This window comes from Mesorhizobium sp. P3_A9 (assembly GCF_056402975.1).
This window is the reverse complement of sequence record NZ_JBFUGJ010000131.1, coordinates 1-15,347: the sequence shown is the minus strand read 5'-3', so window position 1 is coordinate 15,347 and position 15,347 is coordinate 1. Positions and strand designations below refer to the sequence as shown.

At 62.9% G+C, this 15,347-nt stretch carries 14 protein-coding genes; 9 read left to right on the top strand and 5 right to left on the bottom strand.

Annotated features, from left to right (window positions below; genetic code table 11):
• The first annotated feature begins 31 nt into the window (after positions 1-31).
• The gene (locus tag AC1DX0_RS18535) at positions 32-1,003 is read left to right on the top strand and encodes an ABC transporter substrate-binding protein (RefSeq protein WP_477356366.1); all 972 of its coding nucleotides are present in this window, start codon (positions 32-34) and stop codon (positions 1,001-1,003) included.
• A 45-nt stretch (positions 1,004-1,048) separates the two neighbouring features.
• Here AC1DX0_RS18535 and AC1DX0_RS18530 read toward each other — a convergent pair whose 3' ends face one another.
• On the bottom strand, positions 1,049-1,507 hold the full coding sequence (locus tag AC1DX0_RS18530; RefSeq protein ID WP_477221884.1) for an Lrp/AsnC family transcriptional regulator: 459 nt from the start codon (positions 1,505-1,507) through the stop codon (positions 1,049-1,051).
• Between the two features lie 121 nt (positions 1,508-1,628).
• On the opposite strand from AC1DX0_RS18530, the gene AC1DX0_RS18525 reads away from it, so the two are divergent.
• Together AC1DX0_RS18525 and AC1DX0_RS18520 are read left to right on the top strand one after the other, a co-directional pair.
• On the top strand, positions 1,629-2,912 hold the full coding sequence (locus AC1DX0_RS18525) for a cystathionine gamma-synthase family protein (RefSeq protein WP_477221885.1): 1,284 nt from the start codon (positions 1,629-1,631) through the stop codon (positions 2,910-2,912).
• Positions 2,913-3,064: 152 nt separating this feature from the next.
• Positions 3,065-3,508, top strand: a complete 444-nt coding sequence (locus AC1DX0_RS18520) for a CHRD domain-containing protein (RefSeq protein WP_477221886.1) — start codon at positions 3,065-3,067, stop codon at positions 3,506-3,508.
• 49 nt (positions 3,509-3,557) lie between these two features.
• On the opposite strand, the gene AC1DX0_RS18515 is transcribed toward AC1DX0_RS18520, so the two are convergent.
• The 3 genes from AC1DX0_RS18515 to AC1DX0_RS18505 form a co-directional block, all read right to left on the bottom strand.
• Positions 3,558-5,207, bottom strand: a complete 1,650-nt coding sequence (locus tag AC1DX0_RS18515) for a thiamine pyrophosphate-binding protein (RefSeq protein ID WP_477356364.1) — start codon at positions 5,205-5,207, stop codon at positions 3,558-3,560.
• Entirely contained in the window at positions 5,204-6,379 is a 1,176-nt protein-coding gene (locus tag AC1DX0_RS18510) for a CaiB/BaiF CoA transferase family protein (RefSeq protein WP_477221888.1), read from the bottom strand. Before AC1DX0_RS18510 ends, AC1DX0_RS18515 begins: the two co-directional genes overlap by 4 nt.
• 104 nt (positions 6,380-6,483) lie before the next feature.
• The gene (locus tag AC1DX0_RS18505; protein WP_477221889.1) at positions 6,484-7,413 is read right to left on the bottom strand and encodes an alpha/beta fold hydrolase; all 930 of its coding nucleotides are present in this window, start codon (positions 7,411-7,413) and stop codon (positions 6,484-6,486) included.
• A gap of 408 nt (positions 7,414-7,821) precedes the next feature.
• On the opposite strand from AC1DX0_RS18505, the gene AC1DX0_RS18500 reads away from it, so the two are divergent.
• Together AC1DX0_RS18500 and AC1DX0_RS18495 are read left to right on the top strand one after the other, a co-directional pair.
• Positions 7,822-8,607: a ribonuclease T2 family protein gene (locus AC1DX0_RS18500; RefSeq protein WP_477356362.1), complete on the top strand. Its 786-nt coding sequence runs from the start codon at positions 7,822-7,824 to the stop codon at positions 8,605-8,607.
• Between the two features lie 82 nt (positions 8,608-8,689).
• Positions 8,690-9,301 (top strand): hypothetical protein, encoded by a 612-nt coding sequence (locus AC1DX0_RS18495; RefSeq protein WP_477221891.1) that lies wholly within the window; start codon positions 8,690-8,692, stop codon positions 9,299-9,301.
• Positions 9,302-9,363: 62 nt separating this feature from the next.
• Here the strand turns inward: AC1DX0_RS18495 and AC1DX0_RS18490 are convergent, their stop codons facing one another.
• Entirely contained in the window at positions 9,364-10,650 is a 1,287-nt protein-coding gene (locus AC1DX0_RS18490) for a GGDEF domain-containing protein (RefSeq protein ID WP_477356368.1), read from the bottom strand.
• A gap of 255 nt (positions 10,651-10,905) precedes the next feature.
• On the opposite strand from AC1DX0_RS18490, the gene ettA reads away from it, so the two are divergent.
• From ettA to AC1DX0_RS18470, 4 genes are all read left to right on the top strand, one after another.
• Entirely contained in the window at positions 10,906-12,555 is a 1,650-nt protein-coding gene (gene ettA / locus AC1DX0_RS18485; protein WP_477221892.1) for an energy-dependent translational throttle protein EttA, read from the top strand.
• Between the two features lie 48 nt (positions 12,556-12,603).
• On the top strand, positions 12,604-13,374 hold the full coding sequence (gene tam, locus AC1DX0_RS18480; protein ID WP_477221893.1) for a trans-aconitate 2-methyltransferase: 771 nt from the start codon (positions 12,604-12,606) through the stop codon (positions 13,372-13,374).
• Positions 13,375-13,629: 255 nt separating this feature from the next.
• Positions 13,630-13,965, top strand: a complete 336-nt coding sequence (locus AC1DX0_RS18475) for a hypothetical protein (RefSeq protein WP_477356360.1) — start codon at positions 13,630-13,632, stop codon at positions 13,963-13,965.
• 129 nt (positions 13,966-14,094) lie between these two features.
• On the top strand, positions 14,095-15,216 hold the full coding sequence (locus AC1DX0_RS18470) for a beta-ketoacyl-ACP synthase III (RefSeq protein ID WP_477356358.1): 1,122 nt from the start codon (positions 14,095-14,097) through the stop codon (positions 15,214-15,216).
• Positions 15,217-15,347: the final 131 nt, after the last annotated feature.

Genomic DNA, 15,347 nt, shown 5'->3' with positions numbered 1-15,347 from the left:
GTTTAGGGCACTAACTTCAGAGGGTAGAAAAATGAAAAGACTTGTTATTCCCGTTCTGGCCGGCGCRATGTCGCTGRCTGCCTTCCAGGCAATGGCCGCCGACAAGGTGACGTTGCAGCTGAAATGGGTCACGCAGGCACAGTTTGCCGGCTACTATGTCGCCAAGGCCAAGGGGTTCTATGAGGCCGAAGGCCTCGACGTCGACATCAAGCCGGGCGGCCCCGACATTGCGCCCGAGCAGGTCATCGCCGGCGGTGGCGCCGACGTCATCGTCGACTGGATGGGCGGTGCGCTGGCCGCGCGCGAAAAGGGTGTGCCGCTGGTCAATATTGCCCAGCCGTTCAAGAAGGCCGGCATGGAACTGGTCTGCCCGAAGGACGGCCCGATCAAGAGCGAAGCCGACTTCAAGGGCCATACGCTCGGCGTCTGGTTCTTCGGCAACGAATATCCGTTCTATGCCTGGATGAACAAGCTTGGCCTGAAGACCGAAGGCGGTGCGGATGGCGTCACCGTCTTGAAGCAGAGCTTTGACGTGCAGCCGCTGATCCAGAAGCAGGCGGACTGCATCTCGGTCATGACCTACAACGAGTACTGGCAGCTGATCGACGCCGGCTACAAGCCGGAGCAGCTGACCGTGTTCAACTACTCGGCGATGGGCAACGACCTGCTCGAGGACGGCCTCTATGCCTCGGAAGACAAGCTCAAGGACCCAGCCTTCGAGGACAAGATGGTGCGTTTCGTGCGCGCCTCGATGAAGGGCTGGAAATACGCCATCGACAACAATGACGAAGCTGCTGGTATCGTCATGGATGGCGGCGGCCAGGACGAGAACCACCAGAAGCGGATGATGAGCGAAGTCGCCAAGCTGATCGACAATGCCGACGGCAAGCTCGATCCGGCGACCTACGAGCGCACCGCCAAGGCGCTGCTCGACCAGAAGATCATCACCAAGGAGCCGACCGGCGCCTACACCACCGCCATCACCGACAAGGCGGTCAAGTAAGCCTACCAGTCATCCTGATTTCGAAAGCGGCGCCTTTGACAGATGTCAGAGGCGCCTTTCCTTTATGGTGTTCATGACGAAGCTGGTCTCGATCGAGGCGACGCATTTCAGCCGCGCGATCTTCTCCTTGATGAAGCGCTCATACTGTTCGAGGCTGCCTGTCACCACCTTCAGCACATAGTCGCGCGAACCGGTGACGAGGTGGCACTCCAGCACCTCTTCCCAGCCGCGGATCGCCTCCTCGAACATCACGATCTCGTCCTCGTTCTGGCGGCTGAGSCGGATGGTGGCGATGGCGACCATGCTCCAGCCGAAGGCGGCGGGATCGACCAGCGCGGTGTAGCCTCTGATGACGCCTGTCTCCTCCAGCCGCCGCACCCGCCTCAGACAGGGCGACGGCGACAGGCCGATGCGCTCGGCGAGCTCGTTGTTGGTGATGCGGGCATCCGCCCGCAATTCCCTGAGAATCCGGAGGTCGAAGTCATCGGCTATCTTCTGCTGCATTGTTGGTCCAGCTTGGCAATTTGTTGCCGGCATGCAGCCACGCGAGCCCAAGAATAGCAAGGACTGGCTGATCGGGATCGCATAAATTGCGGCGCGATATCCCTCGAACGCAGGAAAAGCCATGACCGCGCCACGCCCGTCGAAAACCCATATCGGCAACCACAAGCTCCATCCGGAGACGCTGATGCTGAGCTATGGCTTCGATCCGCAGCTTTCGGAGGGCGCCGTCAAGCCGCCGGTGTTCCTGACCTCGACCTTCGTGTTCAAATCGGCGGAAGAGGGGCGCGACTTCTTCGACTACACGTCCGGCCGCAAGGAGCCGCCGAGTGGCACGGCGTCCGGTCTGGTCTATTCGCGCTTCAACCATCCCAACAGCGAGATCGTCGAGGATCGGTTGGCGATCTATGAGGGCACGGACGCCTGCATCCTGTTTTCATCGGGCATGTCGGCGATCGCGACGACACTGCTTGCCTATGCCCGCCCGGGCGACGTCATCCTGCATTCGCAGCCGCTTTACGGCGGCACCGAGACGCTGCTGACGCGCACGCTGTCCGGCTTCGGCATCGGCGCGGTCGGCTTTGCCGATGGCGTCGACGAGAAGGCGGTGCGGGCGGCAGCCGATGCTGCGGTTGCGAAGGGGCGTGTTTCGGTCATCCTGATCGAGACGCCATCGAACCCGACCAACAGCCTGGTCGACATCGCGCTGATGCGGACGATCGCCGACGAGATCGGCGCCAGCCAAGGTTCGACGCCGATCATCGTCTGCGACAACACGCTGCTCGGGCCGGTGTTCCAGCGGCCGATCGAGCATGGCGCCGACGTCTCCGTCTATTCGCTGACCAAATATGTCGGCGGCCATTCCGACCTGATCGCGGGCGCCGCCATGGGCAGCAAGGCGGTCACCAAGCCGATCAAGGCGCTGCGCGGCGCCATCGGCACGCAGCTCGACCCGCATTCCTGCTGGATGCTCGGCCGTTCGCTGGAGACGCTGTCGATCCGCATGGAGCGGGCCAACGACAATGCGCGCCTGGTCGCCGAATTCCTGCGCGACCATGCCAAGGTCGAGAAGGTGCATTATCTGCCCTTCCTGGGCGAGGACACGCCGGCGGGACGCGCTTATGCCAGGCAATGCAGCGGCGCCGGCTCGACCTTCTCCTTCGACATCAGGGGCGGTGAGAAGGCGGCATTCGCCTTTCTGAACAATCTGCAGATCTTCAAGCTGGCGGTAAGCCTCGGCGGCACGGAGTCGCTCGCCAGCCATCCGGCGGCCATGACCCACTCCGGCATTCCCTTCGACGTGCGTCAGCGCATCGGTGTTCTGGAGACGACGGTCAGGCTGTCGATCGGTGTCGAGCATCCGGATGATCTGATCGCCGACCTGACGCAGGCGCTGGCGGTGGGCTGACGGCTTCTCTCCGAGCATCCGGGCACCGAGCGGTCCGACAGTCTGCACGTAAACGTTACTCGCGCGGAGCCATCCGCGCTCATAAGCGTTGTGTCGATACATCCGCGCGCCGGGGAGCCGTGGAGGGTGTTATCCAGCAAACGGAGATTCTCATGCGTATCCAATCCTTGGCACCAATGCTTTCGGCGTTGGCCATCTCGGCGTCCTTCCTCATCGCATCGCCGGCCTTGGCCGAGACGGTGAAGCTGAAGGCAACGCTCGACGGTGCCCAGCAGAACCCGCCGGTCACCACGAAAGGCAAGGGCACGGCCGCTTTCACCTTCGACACGGCCACCAAGAAACTCAGCTGGACAGTGAAATATTCCGGGTTGAGCGGACCGGCGATGGCCGGACACATTCATGGCCCGGCCGCGATTGGTGAGAACGCCGGGGTTGCGATCCCGTTCAAAGGCAAGCTCAAGAGCCCGATCAAGGGCTCGGCTGTCCTGACAGATGCCCAGGCTGCCGATCTGATTGCTGGCAAGGACTACGTCAACGTGCACACCGCCGCCAACAAGGACGGCGAAATCCGCGGCCAGATCGAGGCAGCGAAGTAGCAAACCGCGCCGACAAAAAGGGGCGGGTGACCGCCCCTTTTTTGTTGGATCACGCCTTGTCGCGGATCTGGGTCATCGTCCGTGTCGGCGTGATCGCCTCCGGGTCGAGCCTGATCTCGACGATSGCCGGCTTGCCGCTGGCGCGSGCWCGCTCGAAGGCSGGYGCGAASTCGGCSGTCTTYTCGACYGTCTCRCCRTGGCCGCCATAGGCGCGGGCCAGCGACGCGAAGTCGGGGTTTTTGAGATCTGTGGCGACGACGCGGCCGGGATATTCGCGTTCCTGGTGCATGCGGATGGTGCCGTAAATGCCGTTGTTGACGACGATGACGATGATCGGCAGGTCATACTGCACGGCGGTGGCGAATTCCTGGCCGTTCATCAGGAAGCAGCCGTCGCCGGCAAAGGCGATCACGGTGCGATCCGGATAAAGCGCCTTGGCGGCGACCGCCGCCGGCGTGCCGTAGCCCATCGAACCGGAGGTCGGCGCTGCCTGCGTGGCAAAGCGGCGGGAGCGGTGGAAGCGATGCACCCAGGTTGCGTAATTGCCGGCCCCGTTGGTGAGGATGGCGTCGTCGGGCAGTACCTTTTCCAGATAGTTCATGATCGGCCCCATATGGACCGGGCCGGGGCCGCTTTCCGGCGGTGTCGACCAGTCGAGGTAGGCGGCGTGCAGTTTGGCCGTCTCGTCCGCCCAATTCGGTGCGGTAGCCGGCTTGCGCTTGGCAAAGGCTTCGACGAAGGCSGAMGGCGAGGCRTTGATCGCCAGCGCCGGCCGATAGACGCGGCCGAGYTCGCCGGCRTCGGCATGGACGTGCACCAGCGTTTGGTCGGGATAGGGGCTTTTCAGCAGCGTGTAGTCCGAGGAAGGCATCTCGCCCATGCGGCCGCCGATGAGCAGAACGAGGTCGGCCTGCTTGATGGTGGTGGCCAGCTTCGGGTTGATGCCGATGCCGACATCGCCGGCATAGTTCGGGTGCAGATGATCAAACAGCATCTGGCGGCGGAAGGAGCAGCCGACGGGGAGCGACCACGCCTCGGCGATCGCGCGCATCCGTGCAACGGCCTCGGCATCCCAGCGCGTGCCGCCGAGAATGACGAAGGGCCTGACGGACTTGGCCAGCAGTTTCTCCAGCGCATCGAGTTCGGCTTCGCCCGGCCGGGTTTCGACAGGTGTGTGCGGCAAGGCGGCGGGCGCTTCGACGACGCTGGTCAGCATGTCTTCCGGCAGCGAGATGACAACCGGGCCGGGGCGGCCCGATGTCGCCACCGCGAAGGCGCGGGTGACCAATTCCGGGATACGCGAGGCATCGTCGATCTCGACCACCCATTTGGCGATGTCGCCGAAGAACCTCTTGTAGTCCACTTCCTGGAAGGCCTCGCGCTCCTTAGCGTGGCTGGCGACCTGGCCGATGAACAGGATGACGGGTATCGAGTCCTGCATGGCGATGTGGATACCGGCCGAGGCGTTGGTGGCGCCGGGGCCGCGGGTGACGAAGCAGATGCCGGGCTTGCCGGTCAGCCGGCCCTGGCAGTCCGCCATCATCGCCGCACCGCCTTCCTGGCGGCAGACGATGGTGCGGATTTTGGAATCGTGCAGCGCGTCGAGCACCGCGAGGTAGGATTCGCCGGGCACGCAAAAGATGCGGTCGGTGCCGTTCGCTTCCAGCGCGTCGACGATCAGTTGTCCACCGGTCTTCATTTCGCTGATCTCTCCAGTTCGGCAAGGATTTCATCAGTGTGCTCGCCCAGGCGCGGCGAGGGGCGCTCATAGACCAGCGGTGTTTCAGACATCACCATCGGCGCGCGCACCGACGGCAAAAGATTGCCGTGACCGTCGTCGAGGTCGAGCCGCATGCCGCGCGCGATCGTCTGCGGGTCGGCGAACATCTGGCCGATCGTGTTGATCGGGCTCGCCGGTACGCTTGCTGCTTCCAGCTTTGCCAGCAGCGGGTCGCGATCCCACGTCTTCAGCGCTTCGATCATGTGCTCGCGCAGCTTGACCCGGTTGGCGACCCGGGCGGGATTGGTGGCGAAATCGGGATTGGTCGACAGCTCGTCCAAGCCGACGGCAGCGCAAAATTTGACGAACTGGCCGTCATTGCCGACCGCCAGGATGATGTGGCCATCACGGACCGGCACCACCTCGTAAGGCGCGATGTTCATATGCGCATTGCCCATCTGCACAGGCGACTTGCCGGAGACGAGATAGTTGAGGTTCTGGTTACCGAGCGCCGAGATCTGGGTGTCGAACAGCGCCATGTCGATATGCTGGCCCTCGCCGCTCTGGTCGGCATGGCGCAAGGCGGCCTGGATGGCGATGACCGAATAGAGCCCGGTGAAGATGTCGGAGATGGCGACGCCGGCCTTCTGCGGTTCGCGCCCGACCTCACCGGTGATCGACATCATGCCGGCCATGGCCTGGATGATGAARTCRTAGCCGGCGCGSGGCGCGTAMGGCCCRTCCTGGCCGAAGCCGGTGATCGAGCAATAGACGAGGCGCGGGTTGATCTTGCGCAGGCTGTCATAGTCGAGCCCGTATTTCTTCAAGCCGCCGAGCTTGAAGTTCTCGATCAGCACGTCCGACGTCGCGACCAGCCGGCGGATGGTTTCCGCACCCTCCGACGTCGAGAAATCGATGGCGATGGAGCGCTTGCCGCGGTTGCAGGAATGGTAGTAGGCGGCCGACAGGTTCTCGCCGTCATGGCTCATGACGAAGGGCGGGCCCCATTTGCGGGTGTCGTCACCGCCATCGGGGCTTTCGACCTTGATGACATCGGCGCCGAGATCGGCAAGCAATTGCCCGGCCCACGGCCCGGCAAGGATGCGGGCGAGTTCGACGACGCGGACGCCTTTCAGGGGAGGTTCGGCCATAAATCACCAGAATTGGTCGGAACCGCAGCCTCTATCAACACCTTGTGCCGCTGTCACGGCCCTTGCGATGGGCCAAAGGGCCGGTTTGCGATGGATACGGGTCGTTATTTCAGCACGCCGTCGGCCCAGGCGGCGAAATCGTCCATGATGACGTCGCGGTTCACCTCGTTCAGGCTTTCGTGGCGGGTGTCGGCGTAAACCTTTGAAACCAGATTCGAAAAGCCCATCTTGCGCATGCGACTGGCGAGATGGGTGATGCCTTTGCCATAGTCCGAGGCAGGGTCCTTTTCACCGCCGACGATGGCGACGGGAATGTCGCGCCGGATGCCGGCAAAACCGGCATCCTTGCCGCCGTTCAGCGCCATCGAGACCACGTCGCGCCACATCGAGATAGAAGCATCCCAGCCGCACAGCGGGTCGGCGATGTATTTCGCCACCTCGGCCTCGTCGCGCGACAGCCAGTCGAACAGCGTGCGGTGGTTGGGCACTGCCTTGCCCCAGGCCTGGAAGGTGAGTTTCGGCAGCAGGCGTGATGGAACGTCGGAGCCCAACCGCATCCGTTCCCAGGCGAGGACGCCGAGCGCCACCTGCCCGAGCAGGCCTTGCGAGAAATTGCCGTTCCAGATCGCGGCGGCATGGACGCGTGGCGAGTGGCCTAGGAGGTAGTTCAGCGCCACCGACGCGCCCATCGAATGACCGAAGAGGATGACCGGCAGATCAGGGCATTCGCGGGCGATGAGATCATGGATGGCGTCGACATCGGCGATCACCTTGGCCGGGCCATCCCTGTCGGCGAATCTGCCTAGCGGCGCATCTGATGCCTTGGTCGCGCCATGACCGCGATGGTCGTGGACATAGACATGGAAGCCGCGAGGTCCGAGAAAATCGGCAAAGCGGGCATAGCGTGCGGCGTGCTCGGCCAAGCCGTGGTTGATCTGGACGACAGCGCGTGGCTTGCCGTCAGCCTGCCTGACGAAGAGATTGAGGTCGGCACCGGTCGGCGAGCGGACCATGCGTTGTTGATTAAAAGGCATGGTCGCCTGCTCTCTCCCTCATTTTATCGTTGTTGGCTTTGTTTGCGCCGGCGCTGGTTTGGCGTCAATCCACAGCAACTGCATTTGCGCGACGATGTTTCTTGCGTTTGACCAGCAAAATATCGCAATTCTGACATGGAGACAGAGACAGTCTGTCGCCCACTTTCTTCAGCCGAGGATTCGCTCATGCGCATTGGTGTCGTTTTCGGATTGGCCATGCTGGCGATGTCGCTGGCCAATGCTGCGCAAGCCGAMGTSAAGATGAGCGGCWCCTTCGTKGCSGAYGCSGCCTGTCCGGCRACACARGSCATCAAGARCGGCAAGAACCCCGGCAATGTCTCGACCGMKGCCGGRCAGAGCTACSAKCTSCTKGCSGGCAACAAGGATGCGCCGACGCAYTATCTGATCATGGTGCCGGGCGCCGATCCGGAGCGGCGCTGGGTGAAGGTCACTTGCGGCCATCTGTCGGGCAGCAGTGCCGCGACGGTGCCGGCGGCACCTGGCGGACAAGGCAAGCCCGCCGCCTCGGGAAAACCCGAATATGTCTTCGCGCTGAGCTGGCAGCCGGCCTTCTGCGAGACCAAGTCGAACAAGGCAGAATGCAAGGCGCAGAGCCCGAGCGAATTCGACGCCACCAATTTCACCTTGCACGGGCTGTGGCCGCAGCCGAACGGCAATTTCTATTGCCAGGTGGCGGCCAACGACAAGGCCAATGACAATCCGGCTCACTGGAAGGATCTTCCGTCCGTCAATCTCGATGCCGGCACCCGCAAGGAGCTCGACCAGGTGATGCCGGGCACGGCCTCCCAGCTGGAACGGCATGAATGGATCAAGCATGGCACCTGCTACGGCAAGAACCAGCAGGAGTATTTTTCCGATGCGCTCGGCCTGATGCGACAGGTCAACGCCTCGCCGGTGCGCGATCTCTTCGCCAAGACCATTGGCGGCAAGCTGACGGCGGACCAGATCCGTGGCGCCTTCGACCAGGCTTTCGGCGCTGGGGCAGGGGACCGCGTGCGCGTCTCCTGCGTCATCGATCCTTCCAGTGGCCGGCGGCTGATCGGCGAACTGACGCTCGGCCTTGCCGGCCCGATCGGCCCGAACTCTTCGCTCAAGGACCTGCTGCTGGCCTCGGTGCCGACCAACAAGGCCGGCTGCCCGACAGGCACCGTTGACGCGATCGGGTTCCAGTAAGTGTAGTGGGTCCGGTAACGGGCTGTCGTTGCGCCACGGCGCGGTGTTATGGTGGGGCGACATCATTCGACGGGGGATGGCGATGGGGGATGTGACAGGCAGTGCGCTGGCGCGGCTGGCTTTCTGGGCTAAGGGCATGGTTTCGATCAACAATGCCCGGATGGAATGGCCGGGTTTTTCCTATAGCGATGCCGAGTGGGCGCGTATGCGCACGCTGTCCGAGCCGATCGGCGCCGGCACTTATCAGCTGTTCACGATGGTCAACGCGGCCATCTTCATAGCCATCGCCGCGCTCGGCATTTTCGGCGTCTTCCTGCCGCTGGCGACGTTGCTGTTTCCGATACCGGCCGAAACCAGCGCGCTGAAGTTCTCGATGCTGCTCGCCGCCTGCGCGTTCCTCATTATCGGACTTGGCCTGCCGGTCTCGATGCGCCTCTCGGCCATGCTGGTGGGCGGCAAGACTTTGCGCGCGGCGCTGGTGCCCGCTGGCGGCGATGAGGCGCTGGCGTCAAAAGTGTCCTGGCAGATCAACCGCATCATGCTGATCATGTGTGGGCTGCTGGTGCCGGGCATTCTTTTGTTCATCGCCTATGACATCCAGGCCGGGCCGATCATCACGGCGCTGAAATGGCTGGCGATCGCGCTGATGGCGGTGTCAACGTTTACAGGCATTGCGCGGCAGAGAAAGTCGTAGCAGTCTCTTTGTTTGGCGCAATTCCGGACGGAAAACCGCTTCACACTTTTCCTGGAATTGCTCTAGATCTGCGCCGACTTGGTCCAGGCGACGGCGGTGTCGGGCTCGTGGCCGCCTGGCTCGCCGACGACGCGGTCGCGTCCGGTTGACTTCGCCTTGTAGAGGCGCTGGTCGGCGAGCGCGAACAGGTCGGCAAGGCAGCGCGTCGTTTCGCCGACGGTTGAAACACCGGCGCTGACGGTCAGCTCGAAGCGGCTGGTCACGGTCGATGCCTTGACCGCGTAGCGGATGCTTTCGCCAAACAGCCTGGCGACCGGATGCGGACGCGAACTCAGGATGGCGAACTCCTCGCCGCCGATTCGGAACACCTGGTCTTCGGCGCTCGCCACTTCGCGAAGCAGGCTTGCGACCGCTTTCAGCACCTTGTCGCCCTCGGCATGGCCGAAACGGTCGTTGATCGACTTGAAATGATCGACATCGATGATCAACAGGCTGAGCGGCCTGGCGGTGCGCAGGCTGACCTCGACGGCGGCCTCACCGTCGGCGTCGAAGCGCCCGCGATGCAGCAGGCCGGTCAGGCCGTCGCGGCCGACATGTTCGACCAGCGCCTCATAGCGCTCGCGATAGGTCAGGGTTTCGAAGATGTCGGTCAGGCCGCGCGGTAGCGGAATGTCGCGGGCCTCGAACCATCTGAGGTAGACCACCAGCATGGCGCTGAAGGTCAGCGCCGCCGCCATCTTGGCGAAYCAGCCGCCGAAGAAGACGGCGATCGGCGCGCCGGTGACGAAATGCAGCGCGGTGAAGAAGCCCGCCTGGTCGAAGGTCAGCACGCAGGCGACGCAAATCAGGATGCGCGCGAACTGCGCTTTGCGCAGGACGCGCCCAAGTCTTTCATAGAGCAGGATGATCAGGATGGCGTCGACGAACAGCAGCGTCGTGCCCCACACCATCAGCCAGCCCATCTGGTCGATGAAACCGATATCGGGCAGCCTGCCGTCGGGCAGCGCTGCGATGGCGTGCAGGCGCAAGAGCAGCACCAGGCCGATCATCAGCGCATTGCCGAGCAGCAGGCCGTAGATCGGCTGGCGCACGGTTGCGGCGTCCTCCTTGATGTAGAGCAGGAGCAGCATCACCAGCTTGCCCGAAAACAGCACCGCCGAGCCCGGCGAGACCATGCCGAACGGCAGCGCGACGTAAAAGACGCTGGCGAGATAGGTTTCCAGGAAATGCATGACGCCGAGCGCGCAGACGAAGACGCCGAGGCCAATGCGCTTGCGGAAGCGGAAAAGCGTCACCATCACGCTGAAATAGACGACCGCTTCGGCAAGGAGCAGGAAACTGTTCAGCACTGCCGTCGATCCGATCTCTTTCCAGGAATCGCGATAATCCAGCGATTCCACCCCGATCCTGTTTTGACGCGGAAGGGTTAACCGGAGATTTCCGCACGTCAGCGACTGGTGGAAAACTTGGCGGCCGGCACACACTTGTCCGTGTGGAAGGCTTGATCTGGCAAAAGCGATTGCCGTTCGGCCCAGCATCGCCTACATAGCGGCCAACCTCCATTCAATCCGACAAATCCAGTCATTTTTCAGGGAAAAGCGCGCGTGGCACGCCAGTTCATCTATCACATGGCCGGCCTCAACAAGGCCTATGGCACCAAGAAGGTGCTCGAGAACGTTCATCTGTCCTTCTACCCCGATGCCAAGATCGGCATTCTCGGCCCCAACGGCGCCGGCAAGTCGACGATCCTCAAGATCATGGCCGGCATCGACAAGGAGTGGAGCGGCGAGGCGTGGCTCGCCGAAGGCGCCACCGTCGGCTATCTGGCGCAGGAGCCCGCGCTCGACGCGAGCAAGACGGTGTTCGAGAACATCATGGAAGGCGTCGCCGCCAAGACCGCCATCATCGAGCGCTACAACGAATTGATGATGAACTATTCCGACGAGACGGCCGACGAGTCGGCCAAGCTCCAGGACGAGATGGACCGGCTGAACCTCTGGGACCTCGAACAGCAGGTCGAAATGGCGATGGAAGCCCTGGGCTGCCCGCCCAAGGAATCGGAAGTCACCAAGCTTTCGGGCGGCGAACGCCGCCGCGTTGCGCTCTGCCAGCTTCTGCTGCGCCAGCCMGACCTKCTGYTGCTCGACGAACCGACCAACCATCTCGAYGCCGAAACCACGGCGTGGCTGGAAAAGCATCTGCGCGCCTATCCCGGCGCCGTGATGATCATCACCCACGACCGCTACTTCCTCGACAATGTCACCGGCTGGATCCTCGAACTCGATCGCGGCCGCGGCATTCCCTATGAGGGCAACTACACCAAGTACCTGGAAGCCAAGGCCAAGCGCCTCAAGCAGGAAGGCCGCGAGGACGACGCCCGCCAGCGCGCCATCGGCCGCGAGCGCGAATGGATCCAGTCAAGCCCGAAGGCCCGCCAGACCAAGTCCAAGGCGCGTATCCAGGCCTTCCAGGACCTGCTCGATGCAGCCGACAAGCGGCGCCCGAGTGACACGCAGATCGTCATTCCGCACGGTGAGCGGCTCGGCAATGTGGTGATCGAAGTCGACGGCCTGTCGAAGGGCTTTGGCGACACGCTGCTGATCGACGGACTGGAATTCAAGCTGCCGCCGGGCGGCATTGTCGGCGTCATCGGCCCGAACGGCGCCGGCAAGACGACGCTGTTCCGGATGATCACCGGCCAGGAAAAGCCCGATGCCGGCACCGTCCGCGTCGGCGAGACGGTCAAGCTCGGCTATGTCGACCAGAGCCGCGACGCGCTCGATCCGTCGAAGACCGTCTGGGAAGAAATTTCGGGCGGGGCCGAAGTGGTCAAGCTCGGCAAGTTCGAAGCCAACACGCGCGCCTATTGCGCGTCGTTCAACTTCCGTGGCGGCGACCAGCAGCAGAAGGTCGGTAATCTCTCCGGCGGTCAGCGCAACCGCGTGCACCTGGCCAAGATGCTGAAGACCGGCGGCAACGTGCTGCTGCTCGACGAACCGACCAACGATCTCGACACGGAAACACTGGCCGCACTTGAAGACGCGCTGGAAAATTTCGGCGGCTGCGCAGTCATCATCTCGCACGATCGCATGTTCCTCGATCGCCTGGCGACGCACATCCTCGCCTTCGAAGGTGACAGCCATGTCGAATGGTTCGAGGGCAATTTCGAGGATTACGAGCAGGACAAGATCCGCCGGCTCGGSCCCGAAGCCGTCAATCCGCACCGCATGACCTACAAGAGGTTGACGCGGTAAGGGGACAAACCGGGGCGGCGAATTCTCAAGACGATATGAGGAGCTCAAATGGCTGATTGGTCCGCCGCCCAATATCTGAAATTCGAGGACGAGCGCACGCGGCCCGCGCATGATCTGGTGGCACAGGTGCCGGTCGATTTTCCGCGCCGGGTCGTCGACATCGGCTGCGGGCCTGGCAATTCGACCGAGCTTCTCGTCGAGCGCTGGCCGGATGCCGCGGTGAGCGGCTTCGACACCTCTCCCGACATGATCGAGAAGGCGAGGGCGCGCCTGCCCAACGTCACCTTCGACCTCGCCGATGCCTCGACATGGCAGCCGGCCGAGCCGGTCAATGTGATCTTCGCCAATGCGGTGTTCCAGTGGCTGCCCACCCATCCGGCAGTGTTTCAGCGGCTGATGGGCTTTCTGACGCCTGGTGGCGCGCTGGCCGTCCAGATGCCCGACAATCTGCTTGAGCCATCGCATCAGGTGATGCGCGACACGGCGGCAGAAATGCCCTTCGCTGCAAAGATGGCAGGCGCGGCGCGTGGGCCGTTGCCGCCGGTGTCGTTCTATTATGATCTGCTGTCGCCGCTCTCCGACCGGCTGGATATCTGGCACACGGCCTACAATCATCCGCTTGCCGACGCCGAGGCGATCGTCGAGTGGGTGAAGTCGACGGGACTGAAGCCCTTCCTCGATCCGCTGGACGCCGACGAGCGCAAGCTGTTCCTCGGCAGCTACACCGCCAAGATCAAACAGGCCTATCCGAAGACTGCGAATGGCAAAGTGCTGCTGCGTTTCCCGCGCATATTCATTGTCGCTAAGCGGGCCGGCTAGGATATGTTGATATTCAGGTGATGCCGGCCTGCAAATGGCGGCTCCCTGCGCTTCCGGTGCTCACGTACGAAAAGTACGCTCCGCTCCGGTTCTCGGAAGCCACCATTTTCGGCGCGGCCTGACCTGAATCTCGACACACCCTAGGAAAGAATTACCCACTTCGCACGCGGCCCTTTGCAACTGCTTGACCCGGTTTCGCCGCCATGGCCAACTCATCGCGTGGGGCCATGATGGCCGAGTGGCAGGGGGCGGATGATGACTTTGAAAAGATTGCTTTATGGGGGCGGCGTGTGCGCGGCAGCCCTTTTGGCATTCTCGGTTTCGGCCGAGGCCAAGCGGGCGCGCTGCTTCACCAGCGATGACGGCTATTTCGCATGCAGCTACCGCGCGATCGACGATGCCGGCAGCTTCCGCATCTCGGCGCCGGGCTATCCGACCTATGTGCTKGAGRTCGACGGACCGGGCTTTGCCTATGGCTATGTCAATCTCGGCCGCCGCAATGTGCCGTTGCCGGGACAGTTTGTGCGCAGCCGCGACGACGGCGCCTGCTGGAACAACCCGCAGACCAACACCAAACTGTGCGCCTGGTAAGATCGGATTCAAGCCGGCCTGAAGCTTTGGTTTAAGCCGGCGTAAACGGCCTGATGAGAAAAGTATTGCGCCGAAGCGTTTCGGCGCCCACATGAAGTCGCAACGCCCGCGGATGGGACAGACTGAAACATGCATCGCGTCATCATCAGCGGCATCGGCGCTGAAATTCCTGAAGCTGTCATCACGAATGAAGAGCTGGTCGAGAGCTTCAACAGCTGGGTCGACACCGAGAACGCGCGGCGCCAGGGCACCGGCGAGCCCTTGCTGCAGAAGTCCGACAGCGACTTCATCGTCCATGCTTCGGGTGTGAAATCCCGTCATGTCATCGAGCGCGAAGGCATTCTCGATCCGACCCGCATGACGCCGCGCATTCCAGCGCGACCCGACGATGCATTGTCGCTGGAAGCGGAGTTCGGCATCGCCTCGGCCAGGAAGGCGCTCGACCATGCCGGGCTGAAACCATCCGACATCGACCTGGTCATCTGCTCGGCTTCGCACCACCAGCGTCCCTATCCGGCGATCGCCATCGAAATGCAGGAGGCGTTGGGCACCACCGGAGCCGGCTTCGATATGGGGCTTGGCTGTTCTTCCGCGGCGGCGGCGCTGCATCTGGCGGTCAATCTGGTGCGCTCGGGCGCGCACAAGCGCATTCTGGTGACCACGCCGGAGATCATCACCGGCCACCTCAATTTCCGCGACCGGCAGACGCATTTTATCTTCGGCGACGCCTCGGTTTCGCTGGTGGTGGAGGGGCTTGCCCAGGGCGACAAACGGCCAGGGCGTTTCGAGGTGCTGGACACGCGCCTCTGGACGCAGATGTCGAACAACATCCGCACCAATCTCGGCTACCACACCCGCACCGCCCAGGACGATCCCTACATGATCAACCTCGAAGGCAATCTGATCAAGCAGGTCGGCAACAAGGTGTTCAAGGAAGTCACCGTYGCCGGSCAMAAATTCATCGTCGAATTCYTGGCCGAGCACGGGYTGACRCCGCARGCCRTCCGGCGSTTCTGGCTGCATCAGGCCAATGCGCGCATGAATGCGATGATCCTGAAACTGTCGTTCGGCCACGATGTCGATCACGACCGCGCGCCGATGGTGCTGGAGCGGCTCGGCAACACGGCGGGCGCCGGCGCTATCGTCGCGCTGTCGGAGAACCATGCCGACATGAAGCCCGGCGATTTCGGATTGATCTGCGCCTTTGGCGCGGGGTATTCGATCGGTGGCGCGCTCATCCGAATGCTCTAGGCATCTCGGTATCGAGATGCTGGCCTGACAGGGGCATTCGGACTTTCGAAATCCGCCCAGTCCGGCCGTTTCGCGCCCGTCTTCCACTCCCGTTCAGCCTGAACAGACCCTCAACACAGCCTGTGTTTGGG